At 45.8% G+C, this 17,762-nt stretch carries 14 protein-coding genes; 8 read left to right on the top strand and 6 right to left on the bottom strand.

Annotation, left to right across the window (positions count from 1 at the left end):
* Position 1: 1 nt before the first annotated feature.
* From adhE to pflB, 3 genes are all read right to left on the bottom strand, one after another.
* Positions 2-2,644: a bifunctional acetaldehyde-CoA/alcohol dehydrogenase gene (gene adhE / locus GVY04_08300; protein NBD16137.1), complete on the bottom strand. Its 2,643-nt coding sequence runs from the start codon at positions 2,642-2,644 to the stop codon at positions 2-4.
* Between the two features lie 138 nt (positions 2,645-2,782).
* A complete protein-coding gene (gene pflA / locus GVY04_08295) occupies positions 2,783-3,547 on the bottom strand; it encodes a pyruvate formate lyase-activating protein (GenBank protein ID NBD16136.1) in 765 nt (254 codons plus the stop codon).
* A 146-nt stretch (positions 3,548-3,693) separates the two neighbouring features.
* On the bottom strand, positions 3,694-5,922 hold the full coding sequence (pflB, locus tag GVY04_08290) for a formate C-acetyltransferase (protein ID NBD16135.1): 2,229 nt from the start codon (positions 5,920-5,922) through the stop codon (positions 3,694-3,696).
* A 341-nt stretch (positions 5,923-6,263) separates the two neighbouring features.
* Between pflB and trxA the strand changes: the two genes are divergently transcribed.
* The 8 genes from trxA (at position 6,264) to hflB (ending at position 15,877) form a co-directional block, all read left to right on the top strand.
* The gene (trxA, locus tag GVY04_08285) at positions 6,264-6,587 is read left to right on the top strand and encodes a thioredoxin (GenBank protein NBD16134.1); all 324 of its coding nucleotides are present in this window, start codon (positions 6,264-6,266) and stop codon (positions 6,585-6,587) included.
* A gap of 168 nt (positions 6,588-6,755) precedes the next feature.
* On the top strand, positions 6,756-7,961 hold the full coding sequence (locus tag GVY04_08280) for a ferredoxin-NADP reductase (protein ID NBD16133.1): 1,206 nt from the start codon (positions 6,756-6,758) through the stop codon (positions 7,959-7,961).
* Between the two features lie 173 nt (positions 7,962-8,134).
* Complete coding sequence (locus tag GVY04_08275; GenBank protein ID NBD16132.1) at positions 8,135-8,767, top strand: 2Fe-2S iron-sulfur cluster binding domain-containing protein; 633 nt, start codon at positions 8,135-8,137, stop codon at positions 8,765-8,767.
* On the top strand, positions 8,764-9,753 hold the full coding sequence (locus tag GVY04_08270) for a xanthine dehydrogenase family protein subunit M (GenBank protein NBD16131.1): 990 nt from the start codon (positions 8,764-8,766) through the stop codon (positions 9,751-9,753). Before GVY04_08275 ends, GVY04_08270 begins: the two co-directional genes overlap by 4 nt.
* Positions 9,750-11,933, top strand: coding sequence for a molybdopterin-dependent oxidoreductase (locus GVY04_08265; protein NBD16130.1), 2,184 nt, complete (start codon positions 9,750-9,752; stop codon positions 11,931-11,933). Before GVY04_08270 ends, GVY04_08265 begins: the two co-directional genes overlap by 4 nt.
* A gap of 136 nt (positions 11,934-12,069) precedes the next feature.
* Positions 12,070-13,239 (top strand): XdhC/CoxI family protein, encoded by a 1,170-nt coding sequence (locus GVY04_08260; protein NBD16129.1) that lies wholly within the window; start codon positions 12,070-12,072, stop codon positions 13,237-13,239.
* Entirely contained in the window at positions 13,212-13,805 is a 594-nt protein-coding gene (locus tag GVY04_08255; protein ID NBD16128.1) for an NTP transferase domain-containing protein, read from the top strand. The genes GVY04_08260 and GVY04_08255 overlap by 28 nt, the downstream gene beginning before the upstream one ends.
* A gap of 170 nt (positions 13,806-13,975) precedes the next feature.
* Positions 13,976-15,877, top strand: coding sequence for an ATP-dependent zinc metalloprotease FtsH (gene hflB, locus GVY04_08250; protein NBD16127.1), 1,902 nt, complete (start codon positions 13,976-13,978; stop codon positions 15,875-15,877).
* Between the two features lie 77 nt (positions 15,878-15,954).
* Here the strand turns inward: hflB and GVY04_08245 are convergent, their stop codons facing one another.
* The 3 genes from GVY04_08245 to GVY04_08235 all read right to left on the bottom strand — a co-directional run bounded on the left by GVY04_08245 (position 15,955) and on the right by GVY04_08235 (position 17,760).
* The gene (locus GVY04_08245; protein NBD16126.1) at positions 15,955-16,368 is read right to left on the bottom strand and encodes a peptide chain release factor 1; all 414 of its coding nucleotides are present in this window, start codon (positions 16,366-16,368) and stop codon (positions 15,955-15,957) included.
* A gap of 11 nt (positions 16,369-16,379) precedes the next feature.
* A complete protein-coding gene (locus GVY04_08240; protein NBD16125.1) occupies positions 16,380-16,832 on the bottom strand; it encodes a DUF4281 domain-containing protein in 453 nt (150 codons plus the stop codon).
* A 166-nt stretch (positions 16,833-16,998) separates the two neighbouring features.
* Positions 16,999-17,760: a DUF1995 family protein gene (locus tag GVY04_08235; protein ID NBD16124.1), complete on the bottom strand. Its 762-nt coding sequence runs from the start codon at positions 17,758-17,760 to the stop codon at positions 16,999-17,001.
* Positions 17,761-17,762: the final 2 nt, after the last annotated feature.

The raw sequence follows: 17,762 nt of genomic DNA, 5'->3' as shown, positions 1-17,762 counted from the left end.
ATTACGCAACCGAATCGGCAGCTTTGTCCTCTTCCGTGTGATACATCATGCTATCGACGCGACAGCCTTGGTAAGCCAGAACATACAACTCTTTTAAGTCTTTAATCAGCGGATAACGGGGATTGGCTGCCGTACATTGGTCATCAAACGCCTGATCAGCTAAGTTTTCCAGCTTCTCATAGAAGTCGCGATCTTCCCCTTGCAAGGTTTCTTTGATGGTCAGCGGAATATCAAGATTGTGTTTGAGGTTTTCGATCGCGTTCACCAAATTCTCTACTTTTTCATCTGGAGTGTCGCCACCGAGTTTGAGATAATCCGCTAAGCGCGCATAGCGTTCTTTAGCGTGAGGATATTCATATTGCGGGAAAATCGCTTGCTTAAACGGCGCATCGGTGGTGTTATAGCGGATGACATGAGAAATCATCAGCGCATTGGCTAAGCCGTGGGGAACATGGAACGTTGCCCCTAATTTGTGCGCCATCGAGTGACAAATCCCCAAGAAGGAATTGGCAAATGCCATGCCCGCAATTGTTGCCGCATAATGGACTTTTTCCCGGGCGATGGGGTCATTAGCACCATAGATATATGCATTAGGGAGATATTTAAACAGTAGTTCGATTGCTTCTAAAGCTAGCCCTTGGGTAAATTCAGTTGCAACGACCGAAACATAGGCTTCTAAAGCGTGGGTTAAGGCATCAATCCCCCCATAAGCCGTCAACCGTTTTGGCATATGCATCACCAATTCCGGGTCCACAATTGCCATATTTGGAGTCAGGGCGTAATCAGCCAGGGGATACTTCATCCCGGTTTTTTCGTCTGTCACCACGGCAAAGGGGGTCACTTCCGAACCCGTGCCGGATGTTGTCGGAACCGCCACCATCATCGCTTTGTCTCCTAACGGCGGTAAGTCATACACCCGTTTGCGAATGTCCATGAAGCGCGTCGCAATTCCTTCAAACTCCACTTCCGGATGTTCGTACATCAGCCACATAATTTTTGCCGCATCCATAGGCGAACCACCCCCGAAGGCAATAATGACATCCGGCTGAAATGTGTTCATGGCAGCCACACCTTTGTTAATTTCAGCCAGTTTCGGATCGGGTTCCACATCATAAAAGACTTGATGTTCGACGCCGATTTCATCTAAAACGTCGGTGACTTCTTTCAGTAACCCCATATCAAATAAGGGTTTATCGGTGACAATAAACGCCCGTTTTTTCCCTTTCAGTTCTTCCAGGGCAATCGGTAAACAACCAAACTTGAAATAAATTTTCGGGGGAACTCGGAACCAGAGCATATTTTCTCGGCGTTCTGAGACCGTTTTAATGTTTAGTAAGTGTTGGGGGGCAACATTTTCACTCACCGAATTACCGCCCCAAGTCCCGCAACCTAAGGTCAAGGAAGGATCAAGTTTAAAATTGTATAAGTCGCCAATTGCCCCTTGAGAAGAAGGCGTATTAATTAATACCCGTCCTGTGGTCAGGATGCTTTCAAAATGGAGAATCCGCGAATGATTTTGTTGTGCAGTATAGAGAACCGAGGTATGTCCGCGTCCCCCTAAGCTAATCAATTCTTGTGCTTTTTTAGTGGCTTCCGAAAAATCTTGAGCATGATACATTGCCAAAACGGGAGACAATTTTTCATGGGCAAACGCTTCATCCAGATTGATGTCGTCCACTTCCCCAATTAAGACCTTGGCATTCTCAGGGACGTTAATGCCTGCCAGTTCCGCAACTTTTTCCACCGATTGACCAACAATTTTCGCGTTAATGCGTCCCTCGATAATCAGCACTTTGCGCACGGCTTCCATCTCTTCCGCATTCAGGAAATATGCCCCCCGCGCGATGAATTCTTCCTTGACTTGTTCATACACATCATCCACCACAATCACGGATTGCTCCGAAGCACAGATCATCCCATTATCAAAGGTTTTACTAATGAGAATGGAACTCACTGCCATTTGGATTTGGGCCGTTTCATCAATCACCGCTGGGGTATTGCCCGCACCCACGCCCAAAGAAGGTTTACCGGAAGAATAAGCGGCTTTCACCATCCCTGGTCCTCCCGTGGCGAGAATTAAATTCACACTGGGGTGCTGCATCAGGGTTTGGGAAAGTTCAATGGTGGGTTCATCAATCCAGCCAATAATATCAGGCGGTGCGCCGGCTTCAATGGCTGCATTACGAACAATTTGTGCGGCGGCAATGGTGCATTCTTTAGCCCGAGGATGAGGCGAAAAAATAATTCCGTTACGGGTTTTGAGAGCGAGAAGTGCTTTAAAGATGGCAGTAGAAGTGGGATTAGTGGTGGGGACAATTCCTGCTAACACACCAAGGGGTTCTGCTACTTTTTGAATCCCATAATGGGGATCGGATTCAATTACGCCACAAGTTTTTTCATACTTATACTTGTTATAGATCATCTCCGAAGCAAAGTGATTTTTAATCACCTTATCTTCTGGCACACCCATCCCTGTTTCTTGAACCGCTAATTTCGCCAAAGGAATACGATTCATATTGGCAGCGAGTGCTGCTTTTTTGAAGATTTTATCAACTTGTTCTTGGGTGTAAGTTGCATATTCGGCTTGAGCGGCTTTAGCTTTGGAAATCAGAGTTTCGAGCTCTTGGAGGTTGGTAACAGTCATTGATGAATTCTCCTAATGTTTGACTGAACGTCTAGAGAAAGGTCGGTTGGATAGAACACAGTAAACCCCAACAATGGAATTTGTATTATTGGCTACTAAAAAACATTAATACACAGGTAATTAGTAACCTCTAATCAACTAGGATTGAACCTTAATTCCGTAGCTTTGGAAGATATGAATGGTACTAGCAATTAATTCTGGTGTCGGTGGTTTTGTATCTTGCAATTGATAGTCATAACCGAGTTTTTCCCATTTATATTCCCCCATTTGATGGAAGGGTAAAACTTCTACTATCTCTACATTATGCAAACTAGAAACAAATTCAGCTAATCTCTTAATATTATCAATGGGATCAGTTAAATTTGGCACTAACACAAAACGAATCCAAGTTGGTTTATTGATCTCACTTAAATAGCGAGCGAATTTTAAGGTCGGTTCAATAGTAACACTGGTGACCTTGCGGTAAATTTCAGGGTCAAATGATTTGAGATCGAGTAAAACTAAGTCTGTATTTTTCAGCACCGGTTTTGCTGCTTCAAGGGGAACATAACCTGAGGTATCTAACGCTGTATGAATTCCTAAGGCTTGGCAACGTTGAAAAATTTCACTCACAAACTGGGGTTGCATTAAGGGTTCTCCCCCCGTTACTGTGACGCCACCACCCGAGAAATGCATATAGGAACGATATTTTTGGATTTCTGTGATCAGTTCCTCAACGGTTACTTCTGTTCCGTCTTCCAAATTAAGACAATCAGGGTTTTGACAGTAGAGACAACGAAGGGGACAGCCTTGGGTGAAGATGACAAACCGAATCCCTGGTCCGTCAACGGTGCCACAACTTTCCAGGGAATGAATGCGTCCTTTGCTTGGTATCGGCATAGTCGTTAGGGTCGTATCTGGCATTTCCTCCCTCTAGATCTTGATTTTTGTTAATACTCAAATTGACGAATGTAATAGTGAATAAGTGATAGAAAACCAATAATTGATTCCTATCCCTGACTCCCCCGCCCCTGATGAGAGGGGGAGTGTTGATACAGGTTCAGAACCATTTAAATCCGGCTGTGGAAGGTTCGAGAAATCACATCTTCTTGCTGTTCTCGAGTTAATTTAATAAAGTTGACGGCGTAACCGGAAACACGAATGGTTAATTGGGGATATTTCTCGGGATGATCCATGGCATCGAGTAAGGTTTCTCGGTTGAGGACATTGATATTAACATGATGTCCACTGTCATGGAAGTAACCATCTAACATTCCAGTGAGGTTGTTGATGCGGTTTTCTTCACCTTTTCCTAAGGCTTGGGGAACAATGGAGAAGGTGTAAGAAATACCATCTTTTGCATTCTCATAGGGGAGTTTCGCGACTGAAGATAATGCCGCGATCGCGCCTTGGGTATCCCGTTCGTGTACGGGATTCGCCCCCGGTGCAAAGGGTTTTCCAGCTTTGCGTCCGTCGGGGGTACTCCCGGTTTTCTTGCCATACACCACATTCGAGGTAATGGTGAGAATCGACTGCGTGGGAACGGCTTCTCGGTAGGTGGGATGTTGACGGATGTGGTTCATCAAGTCGGTCACCAGATTGATCGCAATGCTGTCAGCGCGAGGGTCGTTATTGCCAAATTTGGGATAATCCCCTTCCACTTGATAATCGACGGCTAACCCATTTTCATCCCGCAGCACTTTCACTTTGGCATATTTAATCGCCGCAATCGAGTCTGCCACCACCGATAAGCCGGCTACACCACACGCCATAGTGCGATAAACATCGCGATCGTGTAACGCCATTTGCAGCCGTTCATAGGCATATTTATCGTGCATATAGTGAATAATATTGAGGGCGTTTACATACAGTTTCGACAGCCAACCCATCAAACCTTCAAATTTTGCCATCACCTCATCGTAATCGAGGTACTCAGAAGTAATCGGTTCACTGGGAGGCGCCACCTGATCCCCTGATTTTTCATCCTTGCCGCCGTTAATGGCATAAAGTAACGCTTTTGCCAGATTGACCCGCGCACCAAAGAACTGCATTTGTTTCCCAATACGCATCGCCGAAACACAGCAAGCAATCCCATAATCATCGCCGTATTCGGCACGCATCAAGTCATCATTTTCATACTGTATGGAACTGGTATCAATGGAAACTTTGGCACAGTAGCGTTTGAAATTAACCGGGAGGTTTTCTGACCAAAGTACTGTCAAATTAGGTTCGGGTGCGGCTCCTAAGTTATAAAGAGTATGGAGAAAACGGAAGCTGGTTCGCGTCACTAAAGGACGACCGTCTAAGCCCATTCCCCCTAAGCCTTCGGTGACCCAGGTCGGATCCCCTGAGAAGAGTTGATTATATTCGGGTGCCCGGAGAAAGCGGACCATACGCAATTTCATCACGAAATGATCAATCATTTCTTGGGCTTGCACTTCATCAATCAAGCCGTTGGCTAAGTCCCGTTCAAGATAAATATCAAGAAACGTTGACACTCGTCCCAGGGACATGGCAGCGCCATTTTGTTCTTTGACGGCACCAAGATAACCAAAATAGGTCCATTGAATCGCTTCTTTCGCCGTTTCTGCTGGCTGAGAGATATCAAAGCCATAACTGGCTGCCATGGTTTGCAAATCTTTCAGCGCTGTGATTTGTTCTGAAATCTCTTCTCGCAAACGAATGACATCTTCGGTCATTGTTTCCCCTTCTAGGGATTCAAGCTGATGTTTTTTATCCTGGACTAAATGGTCAGTGCCATAGAGGGCAACGCGACGATAATCGCCAATGATGCGACCGCGCCCATAAGCATCGGGCAAGCCAGTAATCACGCCAGAACGTCGGGCTAAACGCATTTGTTGCGTGTAGGCAGAGAAGACCCCATCATTATGAGTTTTACGGTATTTGGTAAAAATTTCGTCAGTTTGGGGATCAAGTTGATAACCGTAAGCTTCCAGGGATTTTTTCACAACCCGAATTCCCCCATAGGGCATAATGGCCCGTTTTAGAGGTTGATCGGTTTGTAAACCAACAATTTGTTCTAAGGTTTGATCAATATAACCGGGTGCGTGAGCGGTAATTCCTGCCGGAGTTTTTGTATCGGTATCTAAAATGCCTTTTTCTCGTTCTACTCCCATTAAGAGTTGGACTTTCTTCCACAGATTTTTTGTTTTTTCTGTTGCCGCTGCTACAAATGATTCGTCACCCGTGTAGGGAGTATAGTTATTTTGAATAAAATCGCGAACGTCAATATTTTCTATCCATTGACCAGGTACAAATTGTTCGGTTTTTGTTAGCATCTGATATTCCCCTTATTTCCCGATTTTTGTGGCTTGAGGAGAAGTCCTTCTTATTTTTTAAGGCTTCTTGTTTTCAACGCAATCTTTAATTTTCTGACTGACGTTTTTCCTCTCGCCTCCTATTCTAATGAGTCCAGTCAGCATATTTACTCAGCTTAAAAATAGTTCATAAATAATTATTTTTTGTAGGATTTAAAAAATTAAATTTGTATTAAAGAAAAATCTAGATCAGTGCAGTCATATAAAAACAACAATTAAGTTGTTAAATTGAGTGGTGTTCAGTAATCTGGTAGGGTAGATTTAACTAAATTTAGACCTCATCAACCATTGGAGAGACTAGCGTGGCAGAAACAGCTTATATTCAAAGTGAAAGTGAATTAGATGAACTGATTGCAAGTGAATCGGTTTTGGTAGTGGATTGTACAGCGACTTGGTGCGGACCGTGTAAACTCGTTGCGCCTTTGATCGATCAATTGAATGAAGCGTACAGCGATCGCGCTCAAATTCGGAAACTCGATCTCGATGATCATAAATCCGTTGCCAAACGCTTTGAAATCAAAAGCATTCCCGCAGTGATGTTCTTCAAAGGCGGGGAACAAGTGGAAACCCTTGTCGGTGCCAAAACTTATGACCAATACAGCACAGAACTAGAAAAACATCTATAGTGTCAATTTAGATCAAGTTATGGTATCAGGTTAGTCGCTCTTGACTAAAGCTTCGGTTATCAGCCTCATTTACCCGTTAAGCTAAGCTATAGCGGGATTCTTCTTCGCACATTTTGAAAGATAATCTTTGTAAAATAAGTTAAAACAGAAATTGGGAGAGAGAAAATCATGTACGGTCCCACCCCGTCAGCTAACACAGTTAATAACACGCAGTATGCCAATCGCTTCTTTGTTTATGAAGTCGTTGGTTTAAAGCAAAATGCAGTCACTGACCAAATCGAATCACCAATTCGTAAAAGTGGCAGTGTTTACATCACGGTTCCCTATAACCGCATGAACCAAGAAATGCAACGCATTACTCGCATGGGTGGGAAAATTGTGAGTATCAAGCCCCTGAATGGCAATCATCACTCAGAACAGGCTGGGACAGTTGGGCAGCAAGAAAAGAAAGCAGCCATGACTGATACGAAAGCAAAATCCAAATCGAAAGGTAAGTCCGATGTTCCAGTTAACATCTACAAGCCGAAAAACCCCTTAATCGGTAAGTGTATTGAAAACCGAGAACTGGTGAAAGAAGGCGGAGTTGGTCGCGTTCGCCACCTCACCTTTGACGTTTCTGATAGCGAATTGCGGTATCTGGAAGGGCAAAGTATCGGTATTATTCCTCCCGGCAAAGACGACAAAGGAAAACCCCACAAATTGCGGTTATATTCCATTGCTTCCACTCGTCATGGGGATTACGGCGATGATAATACTGTTTCCCTTTGTGTGCGGGAGTTGGTTTATCAACATCCAGAAACCAATGAAACCATTTATGGAGTTTGTTCCAGCTATCTCTGCAACCTTGACAAAGGGGCTGATGTCACGATTACCGGCCCTGTGGGCAAAGAAATGCTGTTACCTGAAGATCCCAATGCCAATATCATTATGATGGCAACGGGAACCGGAATTGCACCGTTCCGCGCTTACTTACAGCGGATGTTTGAAGAAAAGCATGAAGACTACAAGTTTAACGGCTTTGCCTGGTTGATTTTTGGGGTCCCCTACACCGAAAATATCTTGTATAAGGAAGACTTGGAAAAACTCCAAGAAGAATTCCCAAACAACTTCCGTCTCACTTACGCCATCAGTCGGGAACAAAAAACAGATGATGGTAAAAAAATGTATATTCAAAATCGGGTTGCACAACAAGTGTCCGAAATTTGGAAATTACTTCAAGACGAGAAAACCCATGCTTATATCTGCGGTTTGAAAGGCATGGAAGATGGCATTGATGAAGCCCTTTCTGCCGAAGCCCAAAAGAATGGTGCCGACTGGTCTGATTTCCAAAAGAGCCTGAAGAAAGCTGGACGTTGGCACGTCGAAACTTACTAAGACAGGAACTAACAACTAATAACTGCTAACTCGTTAATAATCAACCTCCCCTTTGTTTTTTTGCTTAGGGGAGGTTTAGTGTAGTTGATTTGTTATTTTTGAAATAGTTAACAAATGCTCCTGTTGCTTGGCGGTTACAAGTAAATACAATCACCACTCAATTAATATTGGAAATGGTCAATCCAAACCCGGAAGAACTTGAGACTCAATCAGCGACATCAGCACGTCATTCTCTGATTCAAGCAGAAACCCGAGTCACACTTAACATTAATGGAAACTCTTACGCGGTAAAGATTGAACCGCGAGTGACATTACTCGATGTGCTGCGAGAGCAGTTAGGACTCACTGGCAGTAAAAAAGGATGTGACCACGGGCAGTGTGGGGCTTGCACTGTCCTCATTGATGGAGAACGAATTTATTCTTGTCTTTCCTTAGCCATCATGCAGGAAGGGAAAACTATTACCACCATTGAAGGATTAGGAACTCCTGAACAACTTCATCCGGTGCAAGCTGCTTTTATTGAAAATGATGGCTTTCAGTGTGGCTATTGTACACCGGGTCAAATTTGTGCCGCTGTTGCTTTGCTTGATGAAATTAAACACGGTAATGTTAGTGCCATCACCCCTGACTTAACTTCTTCCCCGCCATTGGAAGCTTTATCAGAAGCAGAAATTAAAGAACGACTCAGTGGCAACCTGTGTCGCTGTAGTGCCTACAATGGCATTGTTGCTGCGGTGCAACAAGCTGCCGGGCAGACTCCGCCCTCTCCCGCTGCCGCTATTTTTGTGGAGCAAACTCCAGAATGAAGAATTTTTCTTATCTCCGGGCAACTTCCACACAAGAAGCAGTGGAACACGCTAATCAAGATACCTGCTTTATTGCAGGCGGAACGAACTTAGTGGATCGCTTAAAAGCCTTCCTTGATGATACTTCCACACTAATTGATGTCTCTCGGCTTGCTCTCAAAGAAATTAATGTTCTATCGGATGGGGGCGTTAAAATCGGTGCAATGGTTACGAATACCGCCCTTGCCAATCATCCTCAAATCCGACAAGATTATCCGTTGCTCTCCCGTGCCATTTTAGCCGGTGCTTCCCAACAAATTCGGAATATGGCAACAGTGGGAGGAAACTTACTGCAACGGACGCGCTGTCCTTATTACTATGACACGGCTTTTGCTTGTAATAAACGGCAACCTGAGAGCGGGTGTTCCGCACGGGAAGGAATTAATCGAATGCACGCCATTTTGGGAGCGAGTGAGCATTGTGTTGCGGTTCATCCCTCTGATATGTGTGTGGCGCTGGCTGCCCTTGATGCAGTGGTTGAAGTGGAAGGGACAAATGGCAAGCGAGAAATTCCATTTAGTGAGTTTCATCGTTTACCGGGGGATACCCCGCAGCAAGATACCAACTTGGAAACTGGGGATTTAATTACTGCGGTGAGGTTACCGCCAAATCCAGCGGCAAAAACGGGGGTTTATTTAAAATTGCGCGATCGCGCGTCTTATTCCTTTGCGCTTGTTTCCGTTGCAGCAATGGTAAGCGTACAAAACGACATGATTCAGCAAGTTCATTTGGCGTTAGGCGGTGTAGCCCATAAACCGTGGCGTTTATTAGAGACCGAAGCCTTTTTACAAGGAAAACCCGCCACAGCAACCACCTTTGAGCAAGCAGCAGAAGTTGCCCTAGAGGATGCTCAACCTCTCGCTCACAATCAATTTAAAGTCAAAATGAGCAAAAGAGCGATCAAACGCGCACTCACGATTTCGGCACAGGGAGGAGGCATTGTATGAAGAAAGTGGTTGGCACATCTGTTAGTCGCAAAGACGGTTTAGCAAAAGTTTTGGGAACGGCGACCTATAGTGCTGAACATTCTATTCCCGGAATCATTCATGGTTATTTAGTTACCTCAACCATTGCTAAAGGTCAGATCCGAGCGATCAATACCTCAAGAGCGGAACAAAGCCCTGGTGTCATTGCCGTCTTTACCCACGAAAACGCACCAGCAATTCATCCGCCGGATAATAACTTCCTCAACTCCAAAATCTATGAAAGCCGTCTCCCCCTCGCCGATAACCAAATTCACTATGCAGGACAAATTATTGGCTTAGTGGTTGCTGATACCTTGGAACAAGCGCGAGAAGCAGCGCAGTTAATCGAAGTGGACTATGACGTTGAATCCCCTGTCATCGATGGGCAAGACGCCACTTATGAAACAGCTATGTCCATGTTTGGGGAAGCAATGACCTTTACTAAGGGGGAATTTGCGACTGGCAATTTTGAAGCGGGAATTGCTGATGCTACCGCCAGGATTGAAGCCACCTATACCACTTCCACGGAACTTCACGCGCCGATGGAGCCTCATGCCATTATCGCTCATTGGCAAGACGCAGACTCCCTCACAGTTTACGAACCCTCTCAATTTGTCATGGGAACGCAACGCACCTATGCCCAATTGTTTAACCTTCCCTCAGAAAATGTCAGAATTGTTACTCCTTACATTGGTGGCGCGTTTGGCTCAAAGGCATTTCCTTGGTCTCATGGCATTCTCTGTGCTGCTGCTGCCCGTATTCTCCAGCGTCCTCTAAAGTTGGTGGTGACTCGTCGGCAAATGACCGCTAATACCGGACATCGTTCAGAAACCGAACAAACGCTTCACCTGGCAGCAACAACAGCAGGGAAACTACTGGGCATTTCTCACAATGCGCGATCGTGTACTTCTCCGGTGGAAATGTTTCCCGAACCGTGTACCAGTGTTACCCCAGTGATGTATCAAGCCCCCAACCTTCAGCTTAATCAAGAAGTGGGGATCTTAAACGTTGGGGTTCCTACATTTATGCGCGCACCCGGCGAAGCACCAGGGATGTGGGCAATCGAATCCGCGATGGATGAACTCGCTTATGCGTTAGAGATCGATCCAGTAGAACTGCGACTGCAAAATGAAACCGCTGAACACCAGCGCACCGGCTTACCCTTCTCGGCAAAACACTTTAGAGAGTGTCTGCAAGTCGGTGCTGAACGCTTCGGCTGGAAAGACCGTTCCCCTCAGCCTCGGAGTCACAGATTACGCCTCCCTAAACGGGAGGCGCCTGCTGAGACCGTTGGTCAAACTCGCGATGGCAAATTGGTGGGATGGGGCATGGCGGCGTCGGCTTTTCCTGCTTTGCGAGGGATGGGGACATCAGTGACGGTGCAATTATTCCCAGATGGCAAGGTTCATGTCCTCACCGCTGCCAATGATATTGGCACGGGGGCTTACACGATGGTTGCGATGACTGCTGCGGAAGCCTTAGGCATTTCAGTTGAGCAAGTAACGGTGGAACTGGGCGATTCCAATTTCCCCGATGGCGGGATGGCAGGAGGGTCAATGATGACGGCTTCTCTTGCGCCTACGGTGTTTAAGGCAAGTCAAGATGTACTACAAGTGGCAAACTGTCAGAGCGTTGCTGAAGCCTGTACCGCCCTGCAACAGTCTGGACAAACTCATTTTGAAGCCACTGCTTCTACTGCCCCTGGTAAAGAAGGCCAGCAATGGGCGTTTCACTCCTGGGGCGCTCATTTTTGTGAGGTCACGGTGGATGAAGAAATCGGACGAGTCCAGATTACACGCTGGGTTTCGGTGATGAATATTGGGCAAGTGCTGAATGCGAAAGCTGCGGCAAGTCAAATTCGAGGGGGTGTCATTATGGGGATTGGAGAAGCCTTGATGGAGGCGTGTCATTTTGACCCCCCAACCGGTTATCCCGTGGTTTATGATTTGGCAACCTATCACTATCCCACCCACGCTGATATTCCCCGCATTGATGTGACGTTTGTGGGAGAACCGGATTATAATTTCAATCCCTTAGGCGTGCGAGGTGTGGGGGAAATTGGGATTACCGGGGTTGCTGCCGCAGTCGCCAATGCCATTTATCATGCCACAGGCAAGCGATTACGCAGTTTACCTCTGACCCCCGATCAGCTGCTTTCCTAGTAGTTCGTCAGTTTTGAAATCATAAGTCGGGTGAGGACAAGGAGACAAGGGAGGAAAAATCAGCAAACTCCTCCCTCAATACAAAATTGTTTGCCCACTAGAGTGTCTTGAAGAACAAGGGAATAAAGAGTTGCCCATGAATGAGTTACAGCGTATTCTGCAAGGCTTTGAACAGAGTCAAAAGAGAGGGCAACGCACTGCTTTAGCCACGGTTGTGCAAACCAGCGGTTCGGTGTATCGTCGTGCCGGGGCGCGGATGCTACTCACCGAAGCGGGAGAGATGATTAGCGGGATTAGTGGGGGCTGTTTAGAAGCAGATGTGCTAGCACGGGCGCAATCCCTTTTCAAAGAAGGAGGTTCTCCTGTTGTCGTGCAATATGACACGATGAATCATGAGGAAGATCTGTTATTCGGCTTTGGGATGGGATGCAATGGCATGGTGGATGTTCTCATTGAATCTTTGAGTGAAACGTCGGCAAGGGAACAACTCTCTTTCATCCAAGACTGTTTACAATCCCAGCAGGTGGGTGTAATAGCAACTGTTTTTGCGGTGGAAGGAGTCTCTAACCTCCAAGTTGGCACCCGAGTGATGATGAAAGCAGATGGAATGGTGATTAACCAGATTGAAAATCCTGAAATTGCTCAAATTCTGAGGAAAGAAACGGAGAAAACACTCAACGAGCAACATACTCGCATTCAATCCTATACCTTCCCGGAAGGTCAAATTAGTGTCCTGTTGGAAGTCATTCCTCCCTCGGTTCCCTTATTGGTATTTGGTGCCGGATATGATGCGATTCCTGTGGTGCAGTTCGCCAAACAACTGGGTTGGCAGGTAACGGTAATTGATCATCGGGAGGAGTACCTAACGCGCGATCGATTTCCGGAAGCCGATCAGCTGTTGGAGTGTAAACCAGATCCGGCGGACTCTTATCAGCATCTTCTCACTCCGCAAGCGGTTGCTGTGGTCATGACCCATCGCTATCTCAGCGATCGCGCTTTCCTCAAACATCTGATTCCTTCTTCTATCGGTTATCTGGGAGTTTTAGGACCCAAGCACCGTATGAACCAATTGTGGCAGGATTTAGCAGCCGACAATATCATCCCAACCCCACAACAACAGCAGCGCGTGTATAATCCGGTGGGCTTAGATTTAGGTGCAGAAACCCCAGAAGCCATTGCGCTTTCGATTATCGCAGAAATTCAAGCGGTACTCGGCGGACGAACTGGGGGATTTTTACGCAATCGCGCTGGTTCAATTCACACCTCCACTCAATCGTCATGGGCAAGATCGGCATCGTTATCCTAGCAGCGGGGGCATCTACCCGCTTCGGACAACCGAAACAACTGATCTCTTATCAGGGCAAATCCCTCATCGAACAGATAACAGGCGTTGCCATCGCCTCTCATTGTCAGCCCATTGTAGTGGTTTTGGGAGCAAATGCCTCTCAAATTAAGCCCAAATTGAGGGCTTACAACATCGAGATTGCCTGGAATGAACAGTGGTCAACGGGGATGGCGAGTTCTCTGCGCTGTGGACTCAAAAAAATGCGCGCGATCGCGCCTGACTTGAATGCCATTATCTTAATGCTTTGCGACCAACCTTTTGTTTCAACTCCTCTCCTTCAAGCATTGATCAATGGCTATGCAACCGGAAATTATCCGATTGTTGCGTCTCAATACGGTGAAGTAATCGGCGTGCCAGCTCTATTCGATCAAACCTTATTTCCAGAACTAACCATAATTGAGGGTGATCGGGGTGCTAGACAAATTATTAATTCTAATCAATCAAAAGTATTAAGAATTCCTTTTCCTGAGGGATTAATTGATATTGATACGCCTGATGATTTAGCCCGTCTATCGCCTAAGACATAATTGATGCCTCATTTTGATAACTGCCTGAGAAATATGTTAAGTTAAATTAAGATAGTCAAAGAATAAAATAGAAGGTTACAAGACCCTTAAAAAAATCTTCCCGAAGGAAGAAGTTCAAGAGAAAAGCTTAATTTAAGCATTATTGTTAGACACACAAAAGGACTTAAAAAATGAAACTACCTTGGCGGGTAATTCTACTCTGGACATTACCAATTCTTGTCGTTGGTTTTTTCCTCTGGCAAGGAACGTTCTCTCCGAATGGTGGAGACCTCAGTGGTGGTAACACTGCAAATACACGACTGAGCTACGGTCGCTTTTTAGAATATTTAGAATCGGAGCGCGTACAAGCCGTTGATCTGTACGATAATGGCAGAACTGCGATTGTCGAAGCGAGCGATCCGCAAATTAGTGGCAGTACCCAACGTTATCGCGTTGACCTCCCAGAAAATGCCCCAGAACTGATTACAAAAATGCGAGAAGCTGACGTGGCGATTGACTCCCATGAGAGCGGAGATAATGGCGCACTGTGGGGCTTCTTAGGCAATTTAATCTTCCCCATTTTATTGATTGGGGCTCTATTTTTCCTCTTCCGTCGCTCCAACAACGCTGGTGGCGGTCCCGGACAAGCGATGAACTTCGGGAAATCTCGCGCTCGTTTCCAAATGGAAGCAAAAACTGGCGTTCTTTTTGATGATGTTGCCGGTGTGGAAGAAGCGAAAGAAGAGCTGCAAGAAGTGGTCACCTTCCTCAAGCAGCCGGAACGCTTTACCGCAGTGGGGGCAAAAATTCCGAAAGGAGCATTACTCATCGGACCACCGGGAACCGGAAAAACTTTATTAGCCAAAGCAATTGCTGGTGAAGCGGGCGTTCCCTTCTTCAGTATCTCGGGTTCTGAATTTGTGGAAATGTTTGTTGGGGTCGGTGCCTCACGGGTTCGTGACCTCTTCAAGAAAGCAAAAGAAAATGCTCCTTGCCTCATCTTTATTGATGAAATTGACGCCGTTGGTCGTCAGCGTGGTGCAGGTATCGGCGGTGGTAATGATGAACGGGAACAAACCCTGAACCAGTTACTGACAGAAATGGATGGGTTTGAAGGCAATACTGGTATCATCATTATTGCTGCGACAAACCGCCCGGATGTTCTCGATACAGCCCTCTTACGTCCCGGACGCTTCGACCGGCAGATTACTGTTGATGCACCGGATGTGAAAGGACGGATTTCTATCCTCAATGTTCACGCTCGGAATAAGAAGTTAGACCCTGATGTTTCATTAGAATCCATTGCCCGACGCACTCCTGGCTTTACCGGCGCGGATTTAGCAAACCTCCTCAACGAGGCAGCGATTTTAACCGCTCGTCGTCGCAAATCAGCCATTACCCTTGCTGAAATTGACGATGCCGTGGATCGGGTGGTTGCTGGTATGGAAGGCACCCCGTTAGTAGATAGTAAGAGCAAACGCTTGATTGCTTACCACGAAGTGGGTCATGCCATTATCGGGACCTTAATCCCCGCTCACGATCCGGTACAAAAAGTAACCTTGATTCCTCGGGGACAAGCGCAAGGGCTAACCTGGTTTACTCCCAGTGAAGAACAAAGCCTGGTCTCGCGATCGCAGCTGAAAGCTCGCATTACTGGTGCTTTAGGCGGTCGTGCAGCTGAAGAGGAAGTCTTTGGCGATGCGGAAGTTACCTCGGGTGCTGGCGGCGACTTACAACAGCTAACAGCAATGGCCCGTCAAATGGTCACTCGCTTTGGTATGTCGGATCTTGGTCCTTTATCCTTAGAAAGTCAAAACAGCGAAGTCTTCCTCGGTGGCGGTTTAATGAATCGCTCTGAGTATTCTGAAGAAATTGCTTCTCGGATTGATTCCCAAGTGCGGGAAATTATCGAACAGTGTCATCACAACGCTCGTCAAATTATTCGCGACAACCGCGTTGCCATTGACCGTTTAGTGGACTTGCTCATTGAGAAAGAAACCATTGATGGGGATGAGTTCCGTCAAATTCTTTCTGAATATACAGATATCCCGGAAAAAGAACAATATGTTCCGCAAATGCAACAGAATCAGTAGCCAATTACTGGTCTAAACAAAAAGGAGATGGGAGTTTACCCCATCTCCTTTTTTTCTTGTTTGAAAAACACGATTCATTAACGCCAATAATTGCGTCCTTTCCAAAAAACCCCTACCATCATCCCCAGCAACCCAGGATAAGACAAACGAACTAAAAAGCTGGGTAATGGCAACAATCCGCTTAACCCTAAAATAATCGCCAAACATAGGACTAATGCCCATAAACTTCCTGCATTGAGGAAGATCTGAGATTGGAAGCGATCACAAACCGCAACCCCCAATACCCCGACACCAGCAGCGGCAGCTAAAGGCAGTAAAATACCGAGAGGGGGCGATAGAAGGAGGGAGACACTTTGTTGTATTCCCGGAACATTAGAAATCAGGAAAATCAGTAAATAGTCGATCGCGCTGGCAATAGCAACTGTAATTAACGAAACAAGAAACAGGGGTTTCCAAGGCTGCGACTTAAAGCGCCGGAGAGTATCATTCATGGGTCTATCTCTTAACTAGAAGTTGCTTCTGTGGTTTCTGATTTTTTAAAGAATTGTTCGGTAATCCAAGCCGTAATTATATGGGACAGGAGTCCAATCGGACCGGCAAATAGACATAAAATAATGGAATGAACGGTAAAAATTCCTTTTTCTTGTCCTTGCCAATACACCCAACGCCCCACAAATAAATCCATCACTAAAAAGTGTGCCCATCCGGTTGCAGCGGCACTTTCTTCACCAAAGAATTGGGTAATGGTCGGTAAATCAGGATTGGATAACGCTGCTGCTGATTCTGTATTGAGGGTATTAGCAAAAAAGAAAATATAAAAGCCGACTAAAATAATAAAGGGTAGAAAAGAAGACATTACTTTTTTCGTAACGCCCCAATTCGGAAGGAAGATCATTAATGCCCAAAAGGGTAAAACAAACAGGTTGGCAATATCAAATGCAAGATTCATAGTCATTGGTTATTAGTCATTGGTCATTGGTCATTGGTCATTAGTCATTAGTCATTGGTCATTGGTTCACTGTCTCTCCGTGTCTCCCATGTCTCCCATGTCTCCCATGTCTCCCATGTCTCCCCCTTACTCCAACTCCCCCTCACTTTGTCTCCTCATTAGTAATTATTAATTACTGGCTGAGGGCTTTTAAAAAGCGTTGCAAACTATCAAAAATTCCTTGTTTTCTCGCCGATTTACTCGTAAATGCGGGAGTTTCTTCTGCAGAAACATCTTCTCCGGCTGCTTTTCGCAGTAAGCGATCTAACGTATCACCAACTGGTTTTTCTGGTTCTTCGCAAAAGAATTCATAATTATTCTCTTCTTTTTCAATCCAGATTTGCCAACCGGAAGGATAAGATTTTAGGATGGCAGCCTCATCTAGGGGTTGCAAATAATAGCAGCTTTCCAGGGTACTTAAAAATCGTTCTCGTAGTTGACGGGCGGCGTAACCAATACCAACCGTAGCAACATCTTCTAGCTGGGGAATCAAGAGAATAACCGGACGATCACCAGCGAGATTACAAAGCTTCTCGACTTTTTGCACTTCTACTGCTGAGGGAGAAACCAGTAAGAAAAGCTGGTCTTCTTCTGATACTTTATTTTCGATGGGAACATTCCGACTGCCTAAATCATTGACTCGAAATGAAACCTCTGACCAATTCCGTCGCGCTAAAGCCGCCGCACCAGTATCGGGAAACAGAACTTTTAACCCTGATCCATAATCATCTTCAAAGAGATCGGCAAATTCTTTGGCAATGACTTCTCCTTTCAGGGCGATTTCTGGAATTTTAAGTTCGACTTGTAAACGAGTTAAGCCCGATTCTAAGGCAGTGAGCGTTGACTGTTTCGCTTGCGCGATCGCGCTTTCTAAGGTTGTTGGAAACTCCATCATCA

It is taken from the genome of Cyanobacteria bacterium GSL.Bin1, from assembly GCA_009909085.1.
Taxonomy (GTDB): Bacteria; Cyanobacteriota; Cyanobacteriia; order Cyanobacteriales; family Rubidibacteraceae; genus Halothece.
This window is presented reverse-complemented; position numbering and strand designations above follow the sequence as displayed.